Source organism: Clostridium sp. Cult2 (assembly GCF_021655075.1).
Taxonomy (GTDB): Bacteria; Bacillota; Clostridia; order Tissierellales; family Tepidimicrobiaceae; genus Schnuerera.
Genome location: NZ_PPXX01000050.1, coordinates 1 through 26590, shown reverse-complemented (window position 1 = coordinate 26590; position 26590 = coordinate 1). Strand labels below are relative to the sequence as shown.

Here is a 26590-nt window from a genome sequence, read left to right as displayed (position 1 = left end):
GTAATTTAGTGAAGGATATAGATGAAAGAATATCTATTATTGTTAAAGCCTGTTATGATAAAAAAGGCTTCGATATAAGAGCATTAGATATTAGAAAATTGACCCCTATTTCTGATTATTTTATATTGGCAAGTGGTAATTCCACTACCCAAGTATTATCCATTGCAGAAGAAGTTGAAGAAAAGATGATTAAAGCAGGACATGAGCAATTAGGCAAGGAAGGTAAAGAAAGTAGTAGATGGATTTTATTAGATTTTGGAGATATAATTGTCCATGTTTTCCATAGGGAGGACAGGGAGTTTTATAGCTTAGAAAAACTATGGGCTGATAGTGATGAAATAGCATTAGACCATATGTTTTAATAGATTAATAATGGGCGAGATTGTCTATTATCTAAATTACAAGGAGGTAAACTATGAAAACAAAACCGATAGCAACCAGTAAAGCTCCAGGAGCAGTAGGACCTTATTCCCAAGGTGTTAAAACTGATAATTTAATATTCACTTCTGGACAACTACCCATAGTACCAGAAACAGGTGAATTATTAAAAGGAGATATAAAAAAAGAAACTAGATTATGCTTAGAGAATGTTTTAACTATAGTGGAAGAAGGAGGAGCAACATTAAAGGATATAGTGAAGGTAAACATATACATAAAGGATATGAATGATTTTCCATTAATCAATGAAGAGTATGAAGACTTTTTCAAAGATCATAAACCAGCTAGATCCTGTGTGGAAGTAGCAAAACTACCTAAAGATGGTGATATTGAAATTGAAGCTATAGCAGTATTATAAAAAAAAGCAGCATTGCTGCTTTTTTTATTTAATGAAATGAACTAGGGATTTTATATAAAGAACGTCTTCGTCTTCTACTTTTTCGACGCTTAATAATAGCCATTAACCTATATAAAACAAACACACCAATTAATAATATGTACCATTTACTTAAAATCCTTCGAAATATACTTATAGGAGGTATTCTTTCCACATCTAAAGTGGATATGATATCTGCTTGTCCCAAAAGCTCATCCTGTAAATAATATTCAACTTTTCCTAAAACTTGGCCTTTCTCTATTGGAGCTTCAATTTCATCATTAACAAAAATTTTTCTATCTATTCTATCCAATGAACCCTTAGGTATGGAAAGGGGTAAATCTTCCTTTATAATGCCTGCAACAATGGGGTTAATAGCCTCTTTTACTTCAATATTATCAACGAAAATATTTTTTGTGGCTACATTAACCTTTTCAAAATTGTTAAATCCATAGTTTAGCAATTTATGTATATCCGAAAATACTTCATGACCATTAGACTTTAAGACTACAGCAATTAAATTTTGATTTCCTCTTTTGGCGGAAGCTACCAAACAATTATGGGCTTCTGATGTATAGCCAGTTTTTACCCCATTAATACCTTCATATTTAATGGGAACAGCTTTTCCATTTACATCTATTTTTTGATTGCTATATAATAGTCTATTGGCAGATTTCAAATATCTTTCTTCATCCTTTTTATTGGTTACAGGTATAGTATAGGTATAATTGGATACAATTTCCCTAAAAGTGTCATTTTTCATGGCGTATTGTGCTATTAGACTTAAGTCATAAACCGTAGTTAGATGGCGTTCATCGGATAGCCCATTGGGGTTAATAAAATGGGTATCTATAGCACCTAATTCCTTGGCCTTATCGTTCATAAGTTCCACAAATTCATCAATACTACCAGAAATATGTTTTGCAATAGCTAGTGCAGAATCATTGGCAGATTCAATAAGTAATGCATTTAATAAATCAACAAATTTTAATTGTTCTCCTGGCTCTAATGCTATATGACTTCCTTTAGTAAGACTTACCACTTCTTCATCAACGGTTACAATATCACCCATATTACCATTTTCTATTGCAAGTATTCCAGTCATTATTTTTGTGGTACTTGCTGGGTGTAATTTCATATGAGGATTTTTTTCGAAAAGAATTTGACCAGTGTCTGAGTCAATAAGTATAGCACCTTCACCAGAAAGGTTTAAGCTATCTGCAAAAGAGATGCTATATGTAACAAATATCAGGAGAAAAATGATTAATATGATTTTTTTCAAATAGCTCCCTCCTTATGTTCAATTAATTATTAGTATATCAGAAATTAAGGAAATATTTAATAGAGAATCTATATTTTTTAAAGAAAAGAAGGGAATTCTATCTAAATATAGAATATTATACTATATAAATATATGGAAAGGGTGAAGTTCAAATATGTCCTACTTTTCAAAAAGGGAGCAAGTCCTTGTAATTATAATAATAGTCATCGTTTTTTTAATTTCAGGTTTCAATTTTATGAACAAAAAGTTCTCATTAATCAAAAAAGATTACAATGAAAATATTCATGATGTAGAGGAATTATTTATAAATTTAGATGAAGAAATAGAGACAATTGAAGATAATCAATATATAATGGTACATATAAGCGGGGAAGTCTATAATCCGGGTATAATAGAATTAAAATTAGGTTCTAGGGTTATAGATGCAGTAAATTTAGCTGGAGGATTGAAAAAAGACGCAGATTCAGATAGAATAAATTTAGCTAGGAAATTATCAGATGAAGAGAAAATCCATATTCCTAAGATTGGGGAAGAAGATATACCTATTGAAACTACTAATCTAAATCATACTGATAATAAAGGTAAAATAAATATAAATAATTGTACTAAAGAAGAATTAATGTCATTACCAGGTATAGGTGAAGTTCTAGCTGGAAAAATATTAGAATATAGAGAACAACACCTATTTAAAACCATTGAGGACATTATGAATGTATCTGGTATAGGTGATAAAAAATTTGATAGTATCAAAGAATTAATTACAACAAAATAAAGGATGTGAAATATATGGACAAAAGATTAACCCAATTGACCAAAAGCTCTGGCTGAGCAGCTAAAATCGCTCCCGATATATTGGCACAGGTTTTGTGTCAACTACCAAAAACTTATGACGATAATTTAATAGTAGGATTGGATACTGCAGACGATGCTGCAGTCTATAAGATAAATGACGAATTGGCTTTGATTCAAACTTTGGATTTTTTTACCCCCATTGTAGATGACCCATATGTATTTGGACAAATAGCAGCAGCTAACTCTTTGAGTGATGTATATGCTATGGGTGGAGAGCCTAAACTAGCCATGAATATAGTTTGTTTTCCTAACTGTTTAAGTCCCGATGTTTTAGTACAAATATTAAAAGGAGGACATGATAAAGTAACAGAGGCAGGAGCAATATTAGTAGGAGGGCATACGGTAGAAGACGATGAACCTAAATATGGATTATCTGTTGCAGGATTTGTAAATTCCAATAAGGTCTTAACCAATAGCAATGCCAAACCTGGCGATTTACTAGTGCTAACCAAACCTTTAGGTGTTGGAATAATAAACACAGCTATTAAAGGGGGGTTAGCAGATAAAGAGTCCTATGATGAAGCTGTTCATGTAATGTCCACCTTAAATAAATACGCAAAAGAAGCTGTAGATAAGGTAGAAGTAAACAGTGTAACGGACATTACTGGATTTGGATTATTAGGGCATAGCTTAGAGATGGCAGAAGCTAGCTCAGTAACTATTAAAATCAATTATAAAAATGTACCAATAATTTCAAAAGCTATAGAATATGCACAAATGGGCTTAGTGCCTGCAGGAGCCTATTCTAATAGAGGACATATAGGAGATAATGTAAAGTTTATAAATGAAATACCAAACGAAATTGAAGATATATTGTTTGACCCACAAACATCAGGAGGATTATTAATATCCATATCTAAGGAATATATAGATGATTTGTTAAAGAAATTAGTTAATATTTCAACTAAATATGCAATAGTGGGCGAGGTTGTAGAAAAAGAAGATTATTATTTAATAGTAGAATAAAAGAGAGGGATTGTATGAATCAAAACAAAAATCTATTCAAATTAATTCCTAAGGTAGATGAATTATTAGAAGTGGATAGCATTAAAAATTTAATGAACACAATGCCACGAAAAATAGTAGTAGATTCTATTAGAGAAGAAATAGACCAGTTGAGAAAGGATATAAGGATTAAATCTTTAGGAGAAGATGAAATAAAGGGAAGGAATATCCATCTACCAGAATTAATAGTAGATAGAGCAAATAGGAAAAATTCTTATAAATTAAAAAGGGTAATAAATGGAACAGGAGTAGTAATTCACACAAATATTGGCCGCTCCTTGATTAGCGAAGATATTATGGAAAACATCAAGGATATTGCCATTAATTACTCCAATTTAGAATATGATTTGGATAAAGGAGAAAGGGGCTCAAGATATAGCCATCTGAAGGATATCATTGTGGAAATAACAGGTGGAGAAGATGCTATGGTTGTGAACAACAATGCTGCAGCAGTTCTATTAGTATTGAGCACCATAGCCAAGGATAAAGAAGTTATAGTATCTAGAGGAGAATTAATAGAGATAGGTGGTTCTTTTAGAATACCAGATGTAATGGAACAAAGTGGAGCAATATTAAAAGCAGTAGGTACCACAAACAAAACCCATTTATGGGATTTTGAAAAGGCTATAACAGAGGAAACAGCAGCATTGCTAAAGGTTCATACTAGCAATTACAGAATATTAGGATTCACTTCTTCTGTTTCTGCAGAAGAGCTATATCCATTGAAGAAAAAATATAACCTACCTTTAATTGAAGATTTAGGAAGTGGAGTTTTAATTGATTTATCAAAATTTGGCCTAGAGTATGAACCTACAGTACAAGAATCAATAAAAAAGGGAGTAGATGTAGTAACCTTCAGTGGAGATAAATTATTAGGAGGACCTCAAGCAGGAATTATAGTTGGGAAAAAGAAATATATAGATGCTATGAAGAAAAATCCTCTAACAAGAGCTTTTAGAGTAGACAAATTTACCATATCCGCTTTAGAAGCCACTCTTAGACTTTATCTTGATGAAAAAACTGCAATAGAAAAAATACCAACATTAAAAATGTTATCTATGGATATTGATGAATTAGAAAAAAAGGCAGTAAAACTATATAATAAAATTATTGAAAGAATCAGTATTAAAAACTGTAAATTAGAAATAGTTGATAGCTATTCAGAAGTTGGTGGTGGTTCCTTGCCTTTAGAAAAAATACCAACTAAATGTATTTTGTTGAGCTTAAACAATCAGAGCATTACAGATTTTGAAAAAGCCTTAAGAGAATACAAGATTTCAATAATCGCAAGAGTTTATAAGGATAATATCTATATAGATTTAAGAACTGTAAGGGAAAAAGAATTTGACATAGTAGTAGATGGATTATTACATGGATTTAATAGAGTGAAAGGGTGCATTATATGAAGCATATTATAGTTGGAACAGCAGGCCATATAGACCATGGTAAAACTACACTCATTAAAGCCCTAACTGGTAGAAATACGGATAGATTAAAGGAAGAGAAAAATAGGGGTATATCAATTGAATTAGGTTTTACCTATTTTGATTTGCCTAGTGGGAAAAGGGCAGGTATAATAGATGTTCCAGGGCATGAAAAGTTTATTAAGAACATGCTTGCTGGAGTTATGGGAATGGATATTGTATTATTAGTTATTGCAGCAGATGAAGGTGTAATGCCACAAACCAGCGAACATCTAGCCATATTGGATTTATTAGGAATTGAAAAGGGTTTTATAGTTTTGACTAAATCTGACCTAGTAGAATCAGAGTGGTTAGAACTGGTAAAAGAAGATATAAGGGAACAGGTTAAGGGAACCTTTTTAGAAAGCACTCCAATAATACCTGTTTCTTCAGTTAAAAAAACAGGTATACAAGAAGTTATTAGATTAATAGATCAGTTGACTTTAGAAATTGATGATAGGGAAACAGATGATATGCCAAGGCTTCCTGTGGACAGAGTTTTTACAATGGCAGGATTTGGAACTGTGGTAACGGGAACTTTGCTATCAGGAAAGTTAAATGTGGGAGACGAGATTCAGATATTTCCAGGGGATAAATTGGCAAGAATAAGAACTTTGCAAGTTCATGACCAGGATACTAAAATTGCTTTTGCTGGTCAAAGAGTAGCCATAAATATGGCAGGTATAAAAAAAGGAGAAGTTCATAGAGGAGATGTAATTGCGCCTAAAGATTCCATGAAGGAGACTTTAATGCTAGATGTTAAGGTTAAATTATTAAAGGATATGGATAGGTCAATTAATAATAGAACTAGGCTTAGATTATATATTGGAACTAAGGAATTGCTTTGTAGAATAATTCTTTTAGATAAGGAAATATTAAATCCAGGAGAAGCAGCCTACGCTCAACTAAGGTTAGAAGAAAAAGTAGTTGCAAAGAGAGGAGATAGATTTATTATTAGATTCTACTCCCCTATGTTTACCATAGGTGGTGGAAAGATATTAGAGCCTAATCCTACTAAAAAACAGCCCTTTGATGATGAAGCCATAAAAGAGCTCGAAATAAAAGAGGAAGGTGAATCTATAGACATCATTGAAAAAATAATATTGGACAAAAGCAAATACTTTCCTACTATTAAGGAAATTTCTACAGCTACTGCCATGTTAGAAGAAAAGGTAAGAGATGATGTAAGTAAATTAGTAGAATCAAATAAAATGATATTATTCAGTTTGACTAAGGATTTACATGTAATTCATGTAGATTTCTTTAATGAATTAAAGGAAAGAATAATAGAAGAAATAGAATCTTTCCATGAAAGATATCCTCTTCGTATAGGGATATCAAAAGAAGAATTACGTAGCAGGTTTTTAAATAATGCTCCTTCTAAGGTTGGTGAAAGGTTCATTGATTTACTCGTAGAAAAAGGATTCTTAGAGCAAGAAAAGGAGACTGTTCATAGGACAGGATTTGAAATTGAATATAGCCCTATTCAATTAAAGATTAAAGATAGTATAGTTAAAATTCTCAAGGAAAAAATGTTTACACCCCCAAGAAAAGAAGAATTGATTAAAATGACTGGGTATGATTCCATTGAAGTAGAAGAAGTAATAAATTCTCTAGTCAATAGTGGCGAAATAATAAAGTTAAATGAAGAAATTTTTCTATATAATACGGTTTATGAAGAAAGTTTAAGACTATTAAAAGAATATATTAAAGATAATGATTTTATTACAGTTGCTCAGTTTAGGGATATATTAAACACCAACAGAAAAGTTGCTTTAATATTACTGGAATATTTTGATCAATTCAAAATAACAAAAAGGGATGGAGATAAAAGAACTATCGTATAAGATAAAAGATAAACTCTATTTCCTTTGATTATGGAGTGATATTAATGAGTACTAGAATTATTGTAATAAATAGGGACAAACTATTTGTAAAAGGATTAAAATATAGCCTAGAACAAGATAATTATGTTGTTGAATCAGCCTTCAGCATAAAAGAGGCTATGCAAAAAATTAAAAAGAGAGATTACGGTTTAGTCATATTAGATTTAATTCTCCCTGATGGAAATGGTTTGACATTTTGTCAGACTATTAGGGATAACTCTCAGGTACCTATTATAATTTTAACAGAGAAAAAGGAAGACATTAATAAGATTTTAGCTTTAGAATATGGTGCTGATGATTATATAACTAAACCCTTTAATATCTTGGTTTTGAAAGCAAAGATAAAGGCAATACTAAGAAGAGTAAATATGAAGAATTATCAAATCGATAATCAAACAATTAAAATAGATGACATTACAATAAACACCTTAGGAAGGAAATTAATAATCGGTGATGAAAGTATTTCTTTAACAGGAAAAGAGTTTGACCTATTTTATTTATTAGTGTCCAATCCTGGAAAAGTATTTACAAGGGAAGAGTTGTTAGAAACCATTTGGGGATATGAGTATTTCGGAGATTTAAGAACAGTAGATGTGCATATAAGAAGACTTAGAGAAAAGATTGAAAAAGATTGCAGCAATGTAGAGTATATTCATACTAAATGGGGAGTAGGATATTATTTTAAAAGCAAGAAAGCAAGTGCTGCAATAGATTAATGATTTAAAAGTAGCGCCATTAACCCGTCAACAGGCTTTAAACATAATAAGGATACAGCGGAAACTATAGGTATTAAAGATAATGTTGGCACGCATACCTTGAGAAAGATTTGGGGATGTCATGCATGGAAAAGTGGATATAATCCTGCCCTGATCATAGAAACATTGAATCATATCAATCTGAGGGTATAGCAGGGCAGGAATGTAGAACGCTATGGAGCTGTACTAGAGCTGGTTTAAGGGACCATGAAAGTAAGATAATCGAATTTGTTGACGAATCAGGATATTACAAATAATTATTTAATCAAGGACCGATATAGCTTTCCTCCTTGACAAAATAATTATTAGCAATTTGAAATAAACCCAGCATTATTCAGAGATAATTTTTCAGAGGTCGTGTCACATATGTTTGACTTCTCTAGAAAATATATAAAAGAAGTTTTAAAAAACTATTGAAATCTTAAATTGAATGTGGTAAACTTAATTCAGTGAAAAATGTTTAGCAGATAACAATTTAATAATTTGAGTGAAGAGTGAAGAGTGAAGAGTGAATAAGCGTTGACATCCATTGTCAATGGCGATTGTTGATTCTTTTTTTGTTTTTAAATATATAAAATCTGTAAATAAAAAAAGAGAAGCAGTTGTAAAATATGGAAGTTAACGATTTCCTTTAAAGCATTATAAATTCTAGCTAGGATTGATACGTTAAAAAACTATAAATAAAAATTGCTTATGTCTTAAGGTACTTTTTATAGGTAGTTGCAGAATGTAGTTTTAAGAATTGTCTATAGTTATCCACAAGGGAAAAACAAAAACATATTAAAAACTAGAGAATGTCAATCAATTAAAAATATTTATATGAAAAATCAGGATGCAACTATAAATGTGTTTCAAGAGGAGGAATTAAGGAATTAGCGTCAAAAAAATCTTTAATATCCTGAGGCCTAAAATCATTATCTAGATGATGATTGCTATCAAAGAAATTAACATCTCTGATAAGACCAAGAGCATTAGTAGAAAGAACACATTTTAAAAAATATCCAAAATGACTATTAAGATAAGTAAAATTGGCATCAGGATTAGAAAGAGAATATTATGGTACTTGAAATTTGTTATTCAATTTTAAAAAATAAAATATGCTTAGAAGTTTTAATAAGAAGTACTTCTAAACATAGTATACAAGGAGTGTAGATATTGAAAATAGCTTTTATTGGAGGATTAATGATTGACGGAACGGGATGTGAACCCGTATCTAATTCAGTTTTACTTATAGATGGTAAGAAAATAGAATATGCAGGTCCCAACATAGAAATAGGAGAAAATTATAAGAAAATCGACATAAGAGGCAAAACAATAATGCCGGGGATTATAGATACTCATCTTCACTTTAGTGGCAATCTTACTGATGATGATAATCAATGGGTGATTGAAGACAATATACAGAAAACAATAGTTGCAGTGGCACAGGCTAGAGAGGCTCTAGAGCATGGACTCACATCTGTAGGAGAAATCTCACGTTCAGGTATTTATCTGAGAGACATGATAGAGCAAGGAATAGTACCAGGGCCAAGAATAGTTTCTGCAGGGCTTGGGTTCTGTAGGACAGCTGGTCATGGAGATTCTCATAGACTTCCTCTTGAATACAATGACCTTTCACATCCGTGGGCAGAAAGAGTAGATGGACCTTGGAATCTTCGTATGGCAGTAAGAAAAAGATTAAGAGAAAATCCTGATGCCATTAAAATATGGTCTACAGGAGGGGGAATCTGGAGACATGATAAGAAGGCTGATACCCACTATACTATGGAAGAGGTACAAGCAGTAGTTGATGAGGCAAATATGGTGGGACTTCCAGTATGGTCACATGCTGAAGGTTTTGATGGAGCTGTAATTTCTTGTAAGGCAGGAGTTGACGCTATAATTCATGGACAGGAACTCAATGAAGAATGTCTTGAAATAATGAAAGAAAAGGACATAACATTTTGTCCTACACTTCAATTTTTCTTTGAATGGTTCACAGTCTATACGCCACCCTATAGACCTATATTAGACAATTATGAGGGTGATACTACGGCAGAGAAGGAATTGAATAGAATTATTTCTAATCTTAAGAATGCTAATTCCAAAGGAATAAGAATAACAATAGGATCTGATTCATTTTGTAGCTCATTAACCCCATATGGTAAATTTGCAATAACAGAAATGTATACATTAAAAAAGGCTGGATTGACAGAGATGGAGATTATAGTGGCTGCCACAAAAAACGGTGCTGAAATGTTAAAGATAGATGATATTACAGGCACACTTGAGGCAAATAAATTTGCAGACTTACTTGTAATAAATGCAAATCCTCTTGAGGACATTCATAATATCAATACAGACAACATGGATATTATAATGAAAGAAGGAAATATTATAAAAAGAAAATAGATAATTATTTTCTTTATTAATGGTAAATGGGGAAGCTATCCCAAATAAATAGTCAGTAAGATAAATACTAGTTAAAGAGCACTATATTTGAACTGATATATTAAGTAGCAGTAGTTGCTCTGGAGATTGTGGTTAAGTGTGATTTTTGCTTACCCACAAGCCCCAGAGCTTTTTTATATCCTGTATTCAAAGTATATTCTTAGTTGTGATTTAGTTGTGATAGTAATTTATCCCAAGACCGTATTCTACTTGTCCATTTTAGTGATGCATCTGCCATTGCTAAATATAAACTTTTAATTAGTGAAAAATCATTAGGGAAGATCGATTTATTTTTTGTTACTTTTCTTAATTGTCTATTAAAAGCTTCTATTAATTCTTTTATATCTTTATATGATACAAATTTTGTCGAACTACTTATTTGATGGATTATGCATTTCTGGATCTCGATATTTGGATATATTGCCTCTATAGCTTGGGTAAACCCTGGTAAATTGTCAGTAGAAACTATTAGCATATTTCCTAATCCTCTGCTTTTAAGTTCACTTAAAGCCATTAACCAATACTTGGAGCTTTCATTTTCTCCGTCCTATCTCCCTATTACTTCTTTAAATCCTTATTTATTGTATTTTAAAACTGTATATACTGCCTTTTTTACGATTACCCCATTATCTCTCACGTTGTAATGGATAGCGTCTGAGAACACAAATTGGTATACCCTATCTAATGGCCTTGATTGCCATTCTTCAATTGTTGGAAGAATTTTATTTGTTATCTTAGAAACCATTCTTTCTGACAATCCAAATCCATTTTGGACTTGACTTCTTAAATAAGTGTTGATAATTAAACATTTAACCTCAATATTTTAGTATCCTTTTCTCTTGAAATTATATAATATAGTAAGGAAAGTGTTGAATTTCAAAACATCAAATGAAGTGATAGAAAATAAATAAAAAAGTTTTTAAAAACTATTGAAATATTTAAATGAATGTGATAAACTCTCATATTTGACAGTTGAAGAAAACAAAAAGCTTGGAAGCCCTTATGGATGGTGGGTTTCAAGCTTTTTATTATGCTTACAAAACTGCGTAATATTTCTATTTTTTTGTTCTCTTAAAAATATTTTTCATCTGTTTTTTAGAAACTATTTGATAATCGGTTCTAAAATCAAAAGCTTCATGTAAATCATCTGTTAAATCATCACGAGTATAAGTTGGAACATATCCTTCTCCCTTAATTTCATAAAAATCCATCTCTTTTAATTTTTTAAGTATTTCATGACAAGTATATTTTTCTTCAAGTTTCTTCTCTAAAATTCGATATATTATTAGAGAGATAAAGCAGGTTATAAAATGTGCTATTATCCTATCATCACGGCTTAAATATACAGGTCTTGCCTTAAATTCAGATTTCATAATCCTAAAGCATTCTTCTATTTCCCAACGCCTTTTATTAACTTTTACAATTTCATGGACATCATCTTCTAAATTGGTACATATAGCATAAAAACCATCAAATGCTTCTTCAACGGTAATTAATTCTGTGTTTATGTTGTATATTTCTTTTTCAGCAATTTCACCATCAGGAGTACAGTAAGTCTTTTGAATAAATCTTTTATAGTCATTTTGGCTGGATTTCTTCAATTTTCCAGGATTATTATCAATTGTCTTTTGCGCTCTTTCAATTTGACTATTTCTAATCTTTCTTTGATAGTTTCTATATTTGATAGAATAGGTTACAATTATTTTTTGCTCAAGGCCATTTTCTTTAATCCATCGTTCTTTGTAAAAGATCTTATCTTTATATTTTTCCTCATCAAGCTTAGAAACATCATAGGTTTTTATGTCATTATTAAGATGCCATCCATCTGGATCAAGAGCCCATTCCTTAAGATGTTTTTTTAATTTCTTAACCGACTGAGTAGTGATAAATGCCCTATCGTTTTTATCATTAAATTTTTGGTTAGCAGTGGAAGCAAGGCCAGCGTCAGTACACACAACAAATTTAGAAAGATTAAAATCAGGTAAAATTTGTTTTTCTAAGGGTGTAAGGGTAACTTGTTCATTAGTATTACCCTTATTAATATTAAATGCCAAGGGAATACCATTGCCATCCATAAAAAGGCCCATTTGAACAATTGGATTAGATCTGTGTTCTTTAGAAATACCATATTGTTTTAATCCATCTTCTTGTTCTATTTCAAAGAAAAAATTAGTACAATCATAATAAAGAATGCTGGTATTTCTTTTAGAAACCTTCAAACTACTCTCATATAATTTAGCTTGAATAAAATCAGATTCTTTTGCAATAACCTCAAGACCTCTATAAATATGTTGTAATTCAAAATTTGGCCTCTCAATAAATTTTTCAGATAATTGATTTGTTGTAAGCTTAGAAGCAGGGAATAAGATTCTGCCATATATTAACCGTGAAAGAATAGAGTTTAAATCAAAGGTAAATTTATATTTTTTTGAAATTTCCTCACTAATCTTATGTAATCCAAGAGCATAGTAGATTTGTTGAATAAACAGATATCCACCATTGAATAGGCGCTGTACATCTTTCTCAACAGTCTTAGCAGGAGAGTATTTAACAATTACATCCCGCCTATTTTCTTTATCCTTCTTGTTAAGTTCTTCAATATACTTCTTGGCCCATTCAATAGGATCCTCTCCATTTAATTTTTCTTCTAATTCTTTAACAGTTCCAAGTTTTTCTACAACCTTACTCGAATGTTTTCCGTTTTCATAAGTTGATTTAATTACATAAAGGGATGTAGAATTTTTAGATTTTGATATTGATAATCTCATAACAATAAACCCTCCAATCCTTTATATTATAACACATTACCCAACATTACTCAATATAAATTTATAAAATTTGACAAAAAAATAAAGCCTTTTCAATGGCTTCAGCGATTATTTTATTCTTCAACTGTCAAAGACCCGGATAATAACAGTTAAAAAAATATACACCTTGACACGAAACAAAAATATGCTATACTATACTAGTATCAATTATTACACAAATTTAATGGGGGTAGATGGGTGCTGGTGTGCCCTCTGGTCTTCAAAACCAGCGCGAGGGGTTAGGAGCTTCTTGGGTGGGTTCGATTCCCACATACTCCCGCCACATAAGCAATATTAAAGCTTTAATCAATTCATTATTTGGAATGGTTAGAGCTTTTTATTTTTCAAAACCAACTAAACCACCATGCAATTAGAATATATTGGAAATAATGGTAAATAGTGAATTTACTTTGAATTAAATTATATTTTACCATTATCCTTAAATTGGTTAGTATTTATATTCCATACTTAGACAAAATAAAATAGATAAATTCTATTTTAAGAGGTGAGCTAAGTGGATAGAAAACCTGTTGATTCTAATGCTATAAAAGCATTGCAAGAAATGAAAATGGAAATAGCTAAGGAATTAGGCGTTACAGATACTTTTACTACTGATAATAAATTAGACCCAGTAACCAATATATTCACAGCTGGTCCCGTAGGAGGACTTATGACCAGAAAATTAGTTGAAATGGGAGAAAAAGAATTAATGGATGAAGAATAGGATTGACAATCCTATTCTTCATTTTTCAATTTGGTTAGATAAATTATTATAGAATAGGTATCATTTTTTTAAATTCATGTTATAATGAAAAGGGTATCACTCTTTTAAAGGGGGATTTCGTATGAAAAATGCAAAAGTTATGGTATGTGTTACCCAGCAAAAAACTTGTGAAAGGTTAATATTACAGGGTTATAGATTAATTAAATCTAAAAAAGACAAGTTATATGTAGTACATGTAGTAAACGAAAGAGAAAAATTTTTAGAATATGTTGATGATGGAGAGGCTTTAGAATATTTATTCAATGTATCTAAAAAAGTAGGGGCAGATTTAACCGTACTTAGATCAAAAGATGTTTTAAAAGCTATGATAGATTTTGCTAAGGACAATAATATCACTCATATTGTTATGGGAACTCCTCCAGATACCAAGAAAGCTAAAGAGCTAAGCATTGGATTACAATTACAAAACGTTTTATCAGATGTTCAATTTACTATATTGTAAAAAGACAGCAGGAAAGGTTCTTGCTGTCTCTATTTTTGAAGGGAAGTGAAAGAAATAATCAATAATAGAGGCAATTCAAAAAAAGTAACTCTTTGGACTAGACAGGATATTAAAAGTTTAGATGATTTAAAGAATAATGGAGTAATTAGAATTAAAAGAAAACATTTAGAGGAAAAGTTTGAAGAGATAGCTGATTATATTATAGGGCTTTATAATTGGTTTACAAATGTTGCAATCAAGATGGTACCTAAGCCTAAAGAGGTAGAATTTCCTATATGGTGTTCAATTAGTGAAGAAAATATGTTAAGACCAACTTTAGATACTGTTGTTTATGTGTTGGAGGTAGATGAGTCTGAAATCATCTATTTTGATGGGATGAAATGGGATTATGTATTGAATCATTTATATATACCGAAAGATGAAAAAGACGAAGAAGAATATTTAAAGGATATAAAAAGGAAAGGATTTAAAGATGCTTTTTCTGTTATGGATGAGAAGATTATTCATTTTTATCCTGAAGAAAGAAAAAGGATAATGGATAGTTGGATGAGAGTATTTGAAATTGACGAATGGAATATACTTAGAGTCCAGGCCAATATTTGGGAGATTAGACCTGAGATGGTTAAAGATATATTGCATTATAAGGAAGTTTAATGCTTGATATTTGTGAAAAATCCTATTGGAGTAAAGGTTGTGGCACCCAAGCTTTGGTAGTATTTATAAACTATTTTATAAACCATGGAATTAATGAAATCTATACACAAACATGGTCAGGAAACTATAGAATGGTAAATTTGGCTAAAAAGATTGGATTTGTGGAGTGTGAACGTTCAAAAAATTCAAGGCTTATAAGAGGAAATATGTATGATGGCCTAACTTTTAAATTAGATATGGTTAGATAAAAAGATTTTTATAATACGAAAATATATTAAATCAACACAAACAAAATAGGAGGCTACAATGAGTATCGCTAAGAAATTTGCAAGAAGTATATTAATTATTTTTATTCTCTTGTTTCTGATTATTTTTATTGTTCCTAGAATAAGGAGCTATGTTACTAAAACTAAGATAATCAATATAGTTAAAAATAATCAGGAATTATTAAATGACTCAATTAGCAAAGGTTCATATAAAGAAATACTAAGTATTAATGGTGTTAGGGATGTGGATATATATACAACTGATAGGGGTAACATATATATTGAATTCTTTTGCAGTGGATTTGGAATTGTTCCAAGTAGTCTTTATTATGGATTTTATTATCATGGTATTGATGAGCCTATGGGATTTCAGGGTTCAAGTCTCAAATTTGAACAACAAGGGCATGGCTGGTACTGGCGTGAGATAAATGGAGATAACTATAATTACACTGAAAAGATAATAGATAACTGGTACTTTTATGTGGCAGGCTTCTAGGCGGGAGTGCGAGTATGAAAAAGAAGTATTTGAATACATACAAGAATTTATTGAGTATAATTCGGAAATTAATGGGACAGGCGGACTTGATAGATATGATAATTATAATGAATGGTTATTAAAGATTGAAAAGGATTTGGATTTATCAAATATCCCAGATGATAGGGTCCCTGCAATGTGTAGTTATCAATATGTAGGGGCGGTCTTTGACCACCAGATTAATGATTCAATATTTATATTTTGTGTCATCAAACAATATAATTCTCAAGGTCAGATTAAAAACCTGACCTTTTCCCCTAATAAAGCCTACATATAACGCCACAAGCCATTCTCTTTCCTGCATTTCCAGCAGGTTGTGTCCTATAATCATCAGGATTCTGATGAATTATTACCGACTTTCCAATAACATCCCTAGGTTTAAACTTATCTGTAAAAAAGCTCATCCTAGCATAGCCATTGTTTGAAAATATTACAGGAAAATCCCCAGCGTGATTTCCGTGGGGCTGATTTGTTGGATTATAGTGTCCACCAGCAGACTCAAATGGATTGTTAGGATCTTTAATTTCACAAACACCAAATTCATGTATATGGAATCCAAAAGGACCTATAGGATTATTACTATTGCCAGTAGGTTGATATAAAGGTAGTCCCCATACTTCTAAATAGACTTCTGTACCCCCTGCCACATCGTCAAAAAATATGTTACCATATATATTAGGGGCCAGATTTCCGCCTAATATTTTTGCGTAAGCGGTAATTTTATTTTTATAATTCATATTGACTCCTCCCTTCAAAATTATTTTATGCAGAAGGGTTCAAATAGGTGTAATATAATAATGGAGGCGATAAGATGCATGAAAAATTAGGACTAGTCCTTGAAGGTGGTGGCATGAGAGGTGCCTATACTTCAGGGGTATTAGGAGCTTTTATGGATGAAAATATTAAATTTCCTTATGTAATTGGAGTGTCTGCTGGAGCTAATAATGGAGCTAATTTTGTAGCAGAACAAAGGGAAAGAAATAAAAAGGTATTTGTAGATTATGTATCCCATAAAGATTATTCAGGATTTAGACATTTCATAAAGGGGAAAAGCTATTTTAATATGGAATTTTTATTTGACACTCTCCCTAATCAGTTAATACCTTTTGATTACGAAACCTTTTTTGATTCTCCAACTATATTTAAAGTCTGTGTTACTGATGTTGAAACAGGATGTCCTAAATATTTTGAAAAGAGCCAATCTAAAGCCTATGGTAAAGAATTTATGAATAAAATATTGAGAGCATCTAGTAGTTTACCAATTATTTCACCTCCTGTTGAAATAAATGGAAAGCTATATTTTGATGGTGGAATTACCGATTCTATTCCTATAGAAAAATCCATTGAGGATGGAAATCCATATAATGTAGTGGTGCTTACTAGAAATAGAGATTATATTAAGAAAGAACAAAAACTAGGGATTTACTCAAAACATTATTTAAAAAAGTATCCTAAAATAATGAAGGCCATTGAAAATAGACATATTAAATATAATATTACATTAGAAACCATTGATAAATTAGAAAGAGAAGGATATATTTTTGTTTTCAGACCAATTGCTTCACTGATGGTTGATAGATTGGAAAAGGATACATCCAAATTGAATTCCCTTTATAATCAAGGTTATACAGAAACATTAGAAAAGATGGATGATTATAAAAAGTGGTTAGAGAACATTTCTGAGGATTAAACACTCATACCCCATTCCTAATAGTCGTATATATTTAATATAGACCATTAGAAATGGGGGGATAAGGTGGTCATCAATATAAGATTTATAGAGCTGCTTATTAAAATATTGGAGAAGGATTTTTTGGATGAAACCCTATATAATCAATTTATTAAAACAAAGGGAATAAAAGGGTTTTTAAATCACCAAAATAGCTTTGGAAAAATAATTGAAAGAGACTATATCAAAGAAGAGTTAATAAAAGTTATTGATGATAAACACTATGAAGATGTCTATGAATTTTACAAGCTGAAAGATAATATTGTACAATTAAAATCGGATATTCAATTTATTAATGAAAATAATGATTTAATCATAAAAACAGTCCTAAAGGAAGTGTATAAAATAGTTCCAAAGGAGATACCATTTAAATCCAAAATCTATCTCTATTGTGGAGGAATTGATGGAGGATTTACTATCAATAGAAAAGATATATTCATTAATTATGGAAAATATATTGGAGAAGGGGAAGAGTTTATTAAAGTATTAATCCATGAAATGTATCATAGTAGAAAACTACCCATAGAGAACAGAATTATATTTCTATTTAAATTAATAACTAGGAAAAACAGACTTTTATATGAAACTATTGGTAAAACTATTGAAGAGGGGATAGCTTGTCTTGCTCAACATGGTCCTAATCTGAAAAAAGACGATTTGACAGGTAACTTAACTAAAAGACAATTATTGTTAGCTAAAGAACAATTTGAACTTATTAATGATATTTTAATTAACATAAAATCAGGTAAAACTTGCAAGAAAGGGAAAAAACATTTGAATATATATGTAATAGGTTATTTAATAGTAAGCGCTATTTATAAAGAAAAAGGAGTATTTATTTTAGATGATTGGACACTAGACTTAAACTTTAGAAGGATTATTAAAGAGTATGTAGAATTATGTAATGGAAATGGGATACCACCGGGCTTTACTGATGAGGTAGTTGAGTGGCTTATTAAATGAAATGGGGAATTATTTTGATGAGGGAAATATTTGAGAAGTATAAAAATAACTTTAGTAAATTTTTAATTGTTGCTATTGCTATAATTTCAATTTTCTTAGGAACAATGCAAAATTATTTGGTATACTATGATGATAATATAGGTTTTTCTCTAAAACAGGGTATAAAAATAGGGAAAAGATATTTTTTCAAAATATTAGGCCTATTGATTATTTCAGTAATAATAACTAATTTTATCGGCGGTGATATATTTAAAACAAATACTATGACTTTGCCCATAGGCGAATTGTTAACTACTTTATATTCCGTTTATCTAAATCTTTATCTAATGAATTTATGTAAAAATTGGGGACGGATTAATCAATAGTGGTATAATATTTATAATAAACTCGAAAGAGGTGATGCTGTTTTGATGGGCTTTTTTAAAAAAAATAAACCAATTGATATTCTATCTCCCATGTCAGGCAAAATCATTTCATTAGAAGAAGTAGAAGACAAAGGTTTTTCAGAAAAAAGGCTAGGGGATGGTATTGCAATTGAAATTTCTGATGGGAAGGTAATAGCACCTTTTGATGGCGAGATAACTAGTACCTATAAATCAAACCATTGTATTGTTATCAGATCTGAAGAAGGTATAGAATTACTAATTCATATAGGATTGGAAACTATAAAACTAAAAGGAGAAGGATTTACACAGCATGTAGCATTAATGCAGAAGGTAAAACAAGGAGATATTGTCTTAGAAGTAGATTTAGAATTATTAAAAAAGAAAGGGAAATCCTTAGTATCACCAGTAATAATAACCAATATGGGAAGAATAGAATCCATTGAAAAAGCAGTTGGAAACGTGGAAAAAGGCCTTTCTAAGATACTTAATGTAACTTTGAAAAGAAGTAAATATTAATAGTGGTAAGGCAAGGGAATTCTAGGTCCTTTGTCTTATTATTTTGGCAATCATGAAAAATAATTTCAAAAACAAGATAAAAGCTTGAAAAATAATTTCACATATATTATAATTAAAATAACAAAAGAATTGGAGTGTTTTAGATGTATATAATTGGGGTTGATATTAATGGATAATTCAATTCTTACAAAGATGGAGCAAGGGATGAAAAGTTTTAGGCCATCTGAAAAGAAAATAGCAAAGTATATTCTAAATAATTCTAAAGAGGCGAGAGACCTATCCATTATAGAAATGGCAAAAAATAGTTGTACTAGTGAAGCTAGTGTAGTTAGGTTTTGTAAGACTTTAGGTTTAAAAGGCTATCAAGACTTAAAGATAGCTTTATCTGTGAATTCAATGCAGAACTCAAAAAATGAAAAAATTCTTCATGAAATAATCAGGGTAGATGATTCAACAAAAACCATATTAAACAAATTATCTGCAGGTAGTATTCAAGCAATTCAAGACACTTGTGATATTGTAAATACTGATAGTTTAGCTGATGCTATTGAGGCAATTGACAAATGTGAAAAAATCCATCTTTTTGGAATTGGAGCCTCATCTGTTGTGGCCCTTGATGCTCAATATAAATTTGCAAGGATAAATATTCCCTCTATTATGTTTATGGACCATCATATACAAATAACATCAGCAGTTCATTTAAATGAGAAGGATGTGGCTATAGGAATTTCATATTCGGGAAGAACTATGGAAGTAATAGAAGGTCTCAAAACAGCAAGAGAAAGAGGAGCTACTACCATATCCATAACTCAATATGGGAAATCACCTATTCAAGATGTTTCTGATATTGTTCTATTTACTGCAAGTGTAGAAAACAATTTTAGATCAGGTGCAATGGCTTCTAGAATTGCTCAACTATTAGTTATTGACAGTCTTTTTATAGGAGTTGCATGTAAACGTTATGATAAAGTTATTGAATACTTGAAAATTACAAGAGAAGCGTTAGAAGATAAAAGGTATAAATAGGAGGCAAAAATGAATTTAATTACAGAAAAATCCAATATAAAATCTAAAAATATAGATAAAAAATCGGTTATAGAAGTATTAGAGATTATAAATGATGAAGATAAACAGGTAGCTTATGCAGTAGAAAAAGAGTTACCCAAAATAGCAAAAGCCGTAGAAAAAATAATTGAATCATTTAAAATTGGAGGAAGACTAATATATATTGGAGCAGGAACAAGTGGAAGATTAGGTATTCTTGATGCTTCAGAATGTCCACCTACCTTTAGCTCAGATAAAGACCAAGTTATTGGAATAATAGCAGGGGGAAGGGAAGCTGTAACGGAAGCAATAGAAGGAGCGGAAGATGATTTAACAGCTGGCAAAAAAGATTTGCAAAATATTGGTTTAACAGAAAGGGATACGCTTGTGGGCATTACAGCCAATGGGAATACCCCTTATGTATTAGGAGCAATTGAATATGGTAATGCAATAGGAGCTACAACTATTGGTCTATCCAATAATGAGAAAAGTAAACTTATTCAAATAGCTAATATATCTATTACACCAATTGTAGGACCAGAGGTAATCACTGGTTCTACCAGATTAAAAGCAGGAACTGCACAAAAAATGGTTTTAAATATGCTATCTACAGCTTCTATGATTGGAATAGGAAAAGTATATAACAATTTGATGGTAGATTTAAATCCTTCCAATGTTAAACTGATGGATAGGGCAAAAAGAATAATTATGGAAGCCACGGGTATAGAAGAAAGCAAAGCCATTGAATATTTAAAACTTTCAAAGAATAAACCCAAGATTGCAATAGTAATGATAGAAACAGGGTCTAGTTACGAAGAAGCAGTTAATCTTCTTGAAAAGCATAATGGATTTATATACAAAGCTATGGATAAATATGATTAACAAACTAGGGGGCAATTGGGATTATATGAAGGATTCATATATATAAACTTCGAAAGGGGTGAATAGAGAACATTTTTAATAATAAAAGGAGGTAGAAAAAGTGAGTGATAAGATTAGTAGAATTTCATCTGAGATTATCAAAAATGTAGGTGGAGAAGAAAATATCCTTAGTTTTGAGAACTGTATGACAAGATTAAGAATTGCCCTTAAAGACAAATCTTTATTTAAGAAAGAATCCTTGGAAAAAGTCGATGGAATAATGGGAATTGTAGATTCAGGTGATCAAATTCAAGTTGTTGTAGGTCCAGGAGTTGCTTCAAAAGTATCGGATAGAATTAGGTCAACTACTTCTATATCCATAGAGGATGTTATAGAATTTGGTGACGCTGCTACAGTTAAAAAACAAGTAAAAGAACAATATAAAGTAGCTCCAAGTGATACTTTAAAGAAAATTTCAGATATATTTATTCCATTAATTCCAGCGTTCATTGGATCTGGATTGATAATGGGAATTAATAATATTCTTATAAAAACAACTAATATCAACCCGAATATTACTGGGTTATTAGGAGTTTTTTCTGGAGCAGTATTTGGATATATGGCAATAATGATTGGAATGAATGCAGCTAGAGTATTTGGTGGTTCTCCAGCTATTGGAGGTTTAATGGCAGGAATTACAATTTCTCCAGGTTTATCAGGATTAACATTGTTTGGAAGAGATTTAGTACCTGGTAGAGGTGGAATAATAGCAGTATTATTGGTTGTATGGTTTGCATCAATGATTGAAAGAAGATTGAGAAAAGTTATTCATGAATCGGTAGAATTAATTTTAACGCCATTATTAACAGTTTTAATTTCAGGGTTTGTAGCTGTAATCATATTACAACCTATAGGTGGAGCTATTTCTGATGGGATAGGAATTGCAGTTACTGGAGCTATAGAAAAAGGTGGGATATTAACCGGTGCATTATTAGGTGGAACATTCTTACCTTTAGTTATGACAGGATTACACCAAGGTTTAACTCCCATTCATGCAGATTTATTACAAAACACAGGTGTAACAACATTGTTACCAATTCTTGCAATGGCTGGTGCTGGACAAGTTGGAGCAAGCTTTGCAGTATACTTTAAGACTAAAAATGAAAGACTAAAAAAGACAATTAAGAGTGCATTACCCGTTGGAATCCTTGGTATTGGTGAACCATTAATCTATGGTGTAACTTTGCCATTAGGGAAACCTTTCCTTGGAGCATGTATTGGTGGAGCAGTAGGTGGAGCCATCGTAGCACCTTTTAAAGCTGGAGCAATGGGAATGGGCATATCTGGTTTACCTTTATCAATTCTTATTGACCAAGGCAATGTTAAATATTATCTATTAGGAATTATTGGAGCTTATATTGGAGGATTTATTGCCACTTATTTAATAGGTTTCAAAGATCCAGTTGATTAAATATATATAAAATTCAAGGTGCATTTATGCACCTTGAATTTTATACAAGAGGGGTGATTTAATTGTTAGGGATTTCCGTTTATGCAGGTATGGAAAATAGTATAGATGAAATATTGAAGTATATGGAAAAAGCTCATAGTTTAGGAATAAATTTAATGTTTACATCTGCCCATATACCAGAAGTAAAAGAAAATTTTATAAAAGATTTTGAAACCATATTAAAATTAAGTACTGAACTTGATTTTATCAATATTGTAGATATTTCTAAGGGTTACTTTAATCAATTAGACCTTAGAAGATATAAAATTGATTATATCAGATTGGACTTTGGTTTTACATTAGAGGAAGCTGCACAAATGACAGGAGAATATGATTTTGGTATATCTGTAAATGCTACAACTTTTGATAGAAAACAAATTGAACAATTTGTTAAATATGGGGGAAAATTAGATAAAATAAATGCAAGCCATAATTTCTACCCTAGAAAAGATACAGGTATTTCTGAGGAATTGTTCATTGAAAAAAATCAAGTATTTAAAGAATATGGTATAAAAACTATGGCATTTGTTCCTAGTAACTATAGAAGAAGAGGGCCTGTTTATGAAGGATTGCCTACTTTAGAAAAACATAGAAACCTTCATCCAATTGTTTCAGCTCAACATTTATTACAATTGGGAGTTGATTCAATTATAATTGGAGATTCTATGGCTTCATCAGAAGAATTAAAAATATTATCTTCTATTAGAGATGACATTACTTTGCTCCCTATAGAATTAAATGATAATTTAACAGAAGTAGAATTGGATTTATTGAGACAGGTTCATACTAATCGTTCAGACCCGGGAGAGTTTGTTATCCGCTCTCAAGAATCTAGATTAATAAAAAAGGAAGACATTACTCCTAATAATAATGGTATACCTAGACATAAGTATTCCGTAACAATTGATAATGAAAAATATAATAGATACGAAGGAGAGCTTCAAATTTTACAAAGGGACTTACCTGCTGATGACAGGGTAAATGTAGTAGGAAATGTGAAAGAAGCAAATCTTTTGGTTAATACTTTAACTCCTAATCAAAAGTTTAAGTTTATTTTTTAACAATTAATAATAAAAAACTCTAGTCTATGAGACCAGAGTTTTTTATTATTAATACGCTGTCCAACCACTGTCAGCAGTAATACATTGACCATTTACGAAACTTGAATCGTCAGAAGCTAAGAATAGAGCTATATGGGCTATTTCCATACCAGTTCCACTTCTTGGATTACCACCTACATTTGCCATTACAATATTAAGGCCTTCTTGATTTACATTTTTCATGAAATCACCAGTTGCTATTTCAGTTTCAACACCGCCAGGGCAGATTGCATTACATCTTATATTCTTTTTAGCATACATATATCCTGTATTCTTAGTTAACCCTACTAATGCATGTTTTGAGGCTGTGTAAGCTGCTCCAGCTCTTGCACCATATAATCCACCAATAGATGAAACATTAATAATATTACCGCTACCTTGTTCTAGAAATATCTTTATTGCTTTTCTGCTGGTATAGAAAGGTGCATATACATTTAGACTAAAAACTTTTTCTAACATACTATCATCTACATCTCCAACAGGACTAAAATCATCCATTATACCTGCATTATTTACTAATATATCCAATTTACCAGAATCATTGTATACAAAATCGATAATTTTTTCAGCCTCTTCTTTATTCATTAAATCTGCACCATAGGGTATTATTTTACCTTCTAAATTTTTTGCGCTACTTGCCAACTCTTCAAGTCTTTCCACTCTTCTAGCTACAGCATAAACTGTTGCACCTTCCTTTGCGAATAGATAAGCGGTATCTTTACCCATTCCTGCACTAGCACCAGTTACTATAGCCACTTTACCTTGTAATTTCATATAAAAGCCTCCTCATAGTTAAAAATTTAACAATATTTTGTCTCGTTTTATATATATCCAATAATTATTCATATAAACATATAATTAGATTTTTATAAGATTATAATATTTATACCCATTAGGATTATATCTATTATAATTTTTGTAAATCATAGTTTTATGGCTCACTAATAATAGGAAATAACTATCTTTTTCGTATAAAAGAATATATAATAAATATTAAGCTATATTTTGTAGCTTAATATTTATTATAGGGGTAATGTCAAATGAATTGGTTCAGAAAGTTTATGGTTGGAAGATATGGTGGAGATCAGCTTTCTATGGTTTTACTTATATTTTCAGTATTATTAACACTAATAGGTCAGTTGACTAAGATTCCATTGTTATCACTTATAGGCTATATTCCTTTAGGCATTAGTATTTATAGAATGTTTTCAAAGGATATATCCAAACGAAGAATGGAAAACTATAGGTTTGCTATGTTTGTAAGCCCCCTTTATTCTAGGTTTAAGAATATTCAGAACCGGGCAAAAGATAGAAAGACCAATAGATATTTTAAATGTCCAAATTGCAAGTCTAAACTAAGACTTCCAAAAGGTAAAGGTAAAATCATGATTACTTGTCCAAAATGTAATACAAAGTTCTCCAAAAGAACATAACTAATTTGATATATAAACTAGGATGAAATAAAGAAACTTTTTAATAAGGAGAGGTTAAACTATAGATGGATATATTTAAAAGGGTATTAGGTAAAATTTTATATGGTGTAGCCAAAGTAGTATCAGTAGTACTAGATGCTTTCATAAAGTTAATAGAAACAATAGTAATATTTGTTAGAAACATTGCCAGAGGTTTTGCTGCTTTAATAGGTATGGGTGGATGTTTAATACTTATGCTATTGGCTGGACCTTTTGGTATTGTAATATTGATGAATCCTGTTGTTCTTTTGACAATATTATTTTTTGTCGTGTTCCCAATCCTGGGAACTAAGTTTGTATCCTATTTAAAATATCTAAGATATACTATAACTGAGTTTTTATTCGATAGAGCTAATTATCTAATAGACGGGATAGGATATCAATTTAAAACCTTTAGCGAATATAAAAACGCTTATAAAAAGATGGAAGAAGAAAGAAAAAGAAGAGAAGAACAAAGACGTTTTGCAGAGCAGCAAAGGGAATGGGAAGAAATGTTTAGACAATGGTATGAATATCAAGATTCCCAAAGAGGAAGTAACTATGGTGGACAGGGTAGCTATGGATACAATTATGTAAATCCAAGTGTGGAGTTCAAAAACAAATACGAAAAAAGTTGCGATTTATTAGGTGTAGGATATGATGCGGATAAATATGAAATAAAGCTAGCCTATAGAAAAAAGGCAAAGGAATATCATCCAGATTTGAATAAATCACCAAATGCAACAAGTATGTTCCAACAGATAAATGAAGCCTATGAATTTTTAAGTGATGAGAATATAGAAAGGTATACAAGTATAAGATAGTTATAATGATAGGAGTAAACCCAAATACTTAGGAATTTCCAATTAATCATTTGCAAATAATTTCTATACATGGTATACTTTATAAGTTAGTTGTAAAAGAGGCACCCAAAATTCAAAGATTTAATGGGGGACAAATATCAATATTATAATCAATATTATATAAGAAATTGTTTACTAACATAATAAGACTATGTTAGTTTTTTGTTTTATAATGATAATTAATTTATAGGA

Annotated in this window: 29 protein-coding genes, 1 tRNA gene and 1 pseudogene; 25 read left to right on the top strand and 6 right to left on the bottom strand. The window is 30.8% G+C overall.

Going from position 1 to position 26590, the window contains the following annotated elements:
- Positions 1–8 precede the first annotated feature (8 nt).
- Both rsfS and C3E90_RS05590 read left to right on the top strand, forming a co-directional pair.
- A complete protein-coding gene (rsfS, locus tag C3E90_RS05595; protein WP_236914680.1) occupies positions 9–362 on the top strand; it encodes a ribosome silencing factor in 354 nt (117 codons plus the stop codon).
- Positions 363–415: 53 nt separating this feature from the next.
- The gene (locus C3E90_RS05590) at positions 416–796 is read left to right on the top strand and encodes a RidA family protein (protein ID WP_236914679.1); all 381 of its coding nucleotides are present in this window, start codon (positions 416–418) and stop codon (positions 794–796) included.
- A gap of 28 nt (positions 797–824) precedes the next feature.
- Here C3E90_RS05590 and C3E90_RS05585 read toward each other — a convergent pair whose 3' ends face one another.
- A complete protein-coding gene (locus C3E90_RS05585; protein WP_236914678.1) occupies positions 825–2096 on the bottom strand; it encodes a D-alanyl-D-alanine carboxypeptidase family protein in 1272 nt (423 codons plus the stop codon).
- 235 nt (positions 2097–2331) lie between these two features.
- Between C3E90_RS05585 and C3E90_RS05580 the strand changes: the two genes are divergently transcribed.
- The 6 genes from C3E90_RS05580 to C3E90_RS05555 all read left to right on the top strand — a co-directional run bounded on the left by C3E90_RS05580 (position 2332) and on the right by C3E90_RS05555 (position 10448).
- Positions 2332–2868 (top strand): helix-hairpin-helix domain-containing protein, encoded by a 537-nt coding sequence (locus C3E90_RS05580; protein ID WP_236914677.1) that lies wholly within the window; start codon positions 2332–2334, stop codon positions 2866–2868.
- Positions 2869–2882: 14 nt separating this feature from the next.
- Positions 2883–3914, top strand: a complete 1032-nt coding sequence (gene selD / locus C3E90_RS05575) for a selenide, water dikinase SelD (protein WP_236914676.1) — start codon at positions 2883–2885, stop codon at positions 3912–3914.
- A gap of 14 nt (positions 3915–3928) precedes the next feature.
- Positions 3929–5359 carry an L-seryl-tRNA(Sec) selenium transferase gene (gene selA / locus C3E90_RS05570; RefSeq protein ID WP_236914675.1) on the top strand — a complete coding sequence of 477 codons (1431 nt, stop codon included), beginning with the start codon at positions 3929–3931 and terminating at the stop codon, positions 5357–5359.
- Complete coding sequence (gene selB / locus C3E90_RS05565; RefSeq protein ID WP_236914674.1) at positions 5356–7263, top strand: selenocysteine-specific translation elongation factor; 1908 nt, start codon at positions 5356–5358, stop codon at positions 7261–7263. Before selA ends, selB begins: the two co-directional genes overlap by 4 nt.
- Positions 7264–7307: 44 nt before the next feature.
- Positions 7308–8018, top strand: coding sequence for a response regulator transcription factor (locus tag C3E90_RS05560; RefSeq protein ID WP_236914673.1), 711 nt, complete (start codon positions 7308–7310; stop codon positions 8016–8018).
- Between the two features lie 1194 nt (positions 8019–9212).
- Positions 9213–10448 (top strand): metal-dependent hydrolase family protein, encoded by a 1236-nt coding sequence (locus tag C3E90_RS05555; protein ID WP_336513010.1) that lies wholly within the window; start codon positions 9213–9215, stop codon positions 10446–10448.
- Positions 10449–10647: 199 nt separating this feature from the next.
- Here the strand turns inward: C3E90_RS05555 and C3E90_RS13585 are convergent, their stop codons facing one another.
- The 3 genes and pseudogenes from C3E90_RS13585 to C3E90_RS05540 all read right to left on the bottom strand — a co-directional run bounded on the left by C3E90_RS13585 (position 10648) and on the right by C3E90_RS05540 (position 13255).
- Positions 10648–10818, bottom strand: a complete 171-nt coding sequence (locus C3E90_RS13585) for a transposase (RefSeq protein ID WP_442870566.1) — start codon at positions 10816–10818, stop codon at positions 10648–10650.
- Between the two features lie 15 nt (positions 10819–10833).
- A pseudogene (locus C3E90_RS13580) lies at positions 10834–11244 on the bottom strand (IS256 family transposase); the annotation flags it as partial.
- A gap of 298 nt (positions 11245–11542) precedes the next feature.
- Positions 11543–13255, bottom strand: a complete 1713-nt coding sequence (locus C3E90_RS05540; RefSeq protein ID WP_236914672.1) for an IS1634 family transposase — start codon at positions 13253–13255, stop codon at positions 11543–11545.
- Between the two features lie 225 nt (positions 13256–13480).
- On the opposite strand from C3E90_RS05540, the gene C3E90_RS05535 reads away from it, so the two are divergent.
- The 7 genes from C3E90_RS05535 (at position 13481) to C3E90_RS05505 (ending at position 16252) form a co-directional block, all read left to right on the top strand.
- Positions 13481–13577: transfer RNA gene (locus tag C3E90_RS05535), tRNA-Sec, on the top strand.
- 231 nt (positions 13578–13808) lie between these two features.
- Entirely contained in the window at positions 13809–14018 is a 210-nt protein-coding gene (locus C3E90_RS05530; protein WP_236914671.1) for a small, acid-soluble spore protein, alpha/beta type, read from the top strand.
- A 121-nt stretch (positions 14019–14139) separates the two neighbouring features.
- Positions 14140–14520, top strand: a complete 381-nt coding sequence (locus C3E90_RS05525; protein WP_236914670.1) for a universal stress protein — start codon at positions 14140–14142, stop codon at positions 14518–14520.
- 45 nt (positions 14521–14565) lie between these two features.
- Positions 14566–15174, top strand: a complete 609-nt coding sequence (locus C3E90_RS05520) for a DUF3841 domain-containing protein (RefSeq protein WP_236914669.1) — start codon at positions 14566–14568, stop codon at positions 15172–15174.
- On the top strand, positions 15174–15422 hold the full coding sequence (locus C3E90_RS05515; protein WP_236914668.1) for a GNAT family N-acetyltransferase: 249 nt from the start codon (positions 15174–15176) through the stop codon (positions 15420–15422). Before C3E90_RS05520 ends, C3E90_RS05515 begins: the two co-directional genes overlap by 1 nt.
- Before the next feature lie 58 nt (positions 15423–15480).
- Positions 15481–15936: a hypothetical protein gene (locus tag C3E90_RS05510; protein ID WP_236914667.1), complete on the top strand. Its 456-nt coding sequence runs from the start codon at positions 15481–15483 to the stop codon at positions 15934–15936.
- The gene (locus C3E90_RS05505) at positions 15920–16252 is read left to right on the top strand and encodes a hypothetical protein (protein WP_236914666.1); all 333 of its coding nucleotides are present in this window, start codon (positions 15920–15922) and stop codon (positions 16250–16252) included. The genes C3E90_RS05510 and C3E90_RS05505 overlap by 17 nt, the downstream gene beginning before the upstream one ends.
- Here C3E90_RS05505 and C3E90_RS05500 read toward each other — a convergent pair.
- Positions 16233–16712: a superoxide dismutase family protein gene (locus C3E90_RS05500; protein WP_236914665.1), complete on the bottom strand. Its 480-nt coding sequence runs from the start codon at positions 16710–16712 to the stop codon at positions 16233–16235. The two genes, C3E90_RS05505 and C3E90_RS05500, sit on opposite strands and share 20 nt — an antisense overlap.
- Positions 16713–16786: 74 nt before the next feature.
- Between C3E90_RS05500 and C3E90_RS05495 the strand changes: the two genes are divergently transcribed.
- The 8 genes from C3E90_RS05495 to C3E90_RS05460 all read left to right on the top strand — a co-directional run bounded on the left by C3E90_RS05495 (position 16787) and on the right by C3E90_RS05460 (position 24045).
- Positions 16787–17665, top strand: a complete 879-nt coding sequence (locus C3E90_RS05495) for a patatin-like phospholipase family protein (protein ID WP_236914664.1) — start codon at positions 16787–16789, stop codon at positions 17663–17665.
- A gap of 66 nt (positions 17666–17731) precedes the next feature.
- Positions 17732–18667, top strand: a complete 936-nt coding sequence (locus C3E90_RS05490; RefSeq protein WP_236914663.1) for a DUF5700 domain-containing putative Zn-dependent protease — start codon at positions 17732–17734, stop codon at positions 18665–18667.
- Between the two features lie 17 nt (positions 18668–18684).
- Complete coding sequence (locus C3E90_RS05485) at positions 18685–19032, top strand: hypothetical protein (RefSeq protein ID WP_236914662.1); 348 nt, start codon at positions 18685–18687, stop codon at positions 19030–19032.
- 45 nt (positions 19033–19077) lie between these two features.
- Positions 19078–19569 (top strand): PTS sugar transporter subunit IIA, encoded by a 492-nt coding sequence (locus tag C3E90_RS05480; protein ID WP_236914661.1) that lies wholly within the window; start codon positions 19078–19080, stop codon positions 19567–19569.
- A gap of 168 nt (positions 19570–19737) precedes the next feature.
- On the top strand, positions 19738–20595 hold the full coding sequence (locus C3E90_RS05475) for a MurR/RpiR family transcriptional regulator (protein ID WP_236914660.1): 858 nt from the start codon (positions 19738–19740) through the stop codon (positions 20593–20595).
- A gap of 9 nt (positions 20596–20604) precedes the next feature.
- A complete protein-coding gene (murQ, locus tag C3E90_RS05470; protein ID WP_236914659.1) occupies positions 20605–21495 on the top strand; it encodes an N-acetylmuramic acid 6-phosphate etherase in 891 nt (296 codons plus the stop codon).
- Between the two features lie 100 nt (positions 21496–21595).
- Positions 21596–22945 carry a PTS transporter subunit EIIC gene (locus C3E90_RS05465; protein WP_236914658.1) on the top strand — a complete coding sequence of 450 codons (1350 nt, stop codon included), beginning with the start codon at positions 21596–21598 and terminating at the stop codon, positions 22943–22945.
- A 62-nt stretch (positions 22946–23007) separates the two neighbouring features.
- On the top strand, positions 23008–24045 hold the full coding sequence (locus tag C3E90_RS05460) for a MupG family TIM beta-alpha barrel fold protein (RefSeq protein WP_236914657.1): 1038 nt from the start codon (positions 23008–23010) through the stop codon (positions 24043–24045).
- Positions 24046–24093: 48 nt separating this feature from the next.
- Here the strand turns inward: C3E90_RS05460 and C3E90_RS05455 are convergent, their stop codons facing one another.
- Positions 24094–24858 (bottom strand): SDR family NAD(P)-dependent oxidoreductase, encoded by a 765-nt coding sequence (locus tag C3E90_RS05455; RefSeq protein ID WP_236914656.1) that lies wholly within the window; start codon positions 24856–24858, stop codon positions 24094–24096.
- 266 nt (positions 24859–25124) lie between these two features.
- Between C3E90_RS05455 and C3E90_RS05450 the strand changes: the two genes are divergently transcribed.
- The gene (locus C3E90_RS05450; protein ID WP_236914655.1) at positions 25125–25517 is read left to right on the top strand and encodes a BRcat domain-containing protein; all 393 of its coding nucleotides are present in this window, start codon (positions 25125–25127) and stop codon (positions 25515–25517) included.
- A 65-nt stretch (positions 25518–25582) separates the two neighbouring features.
- Positions 25583–26359, top strand: a complete 777-nt coding sequence (locus C3E90_RS05445) for a J domain-containing protein (RefSeq protein WP_236914654.1) — start codon at positions 25583–25585, stop codon at positions 26357–26359.
- Positions 26360–26590 lie beyond the last annotated feature (231 nt).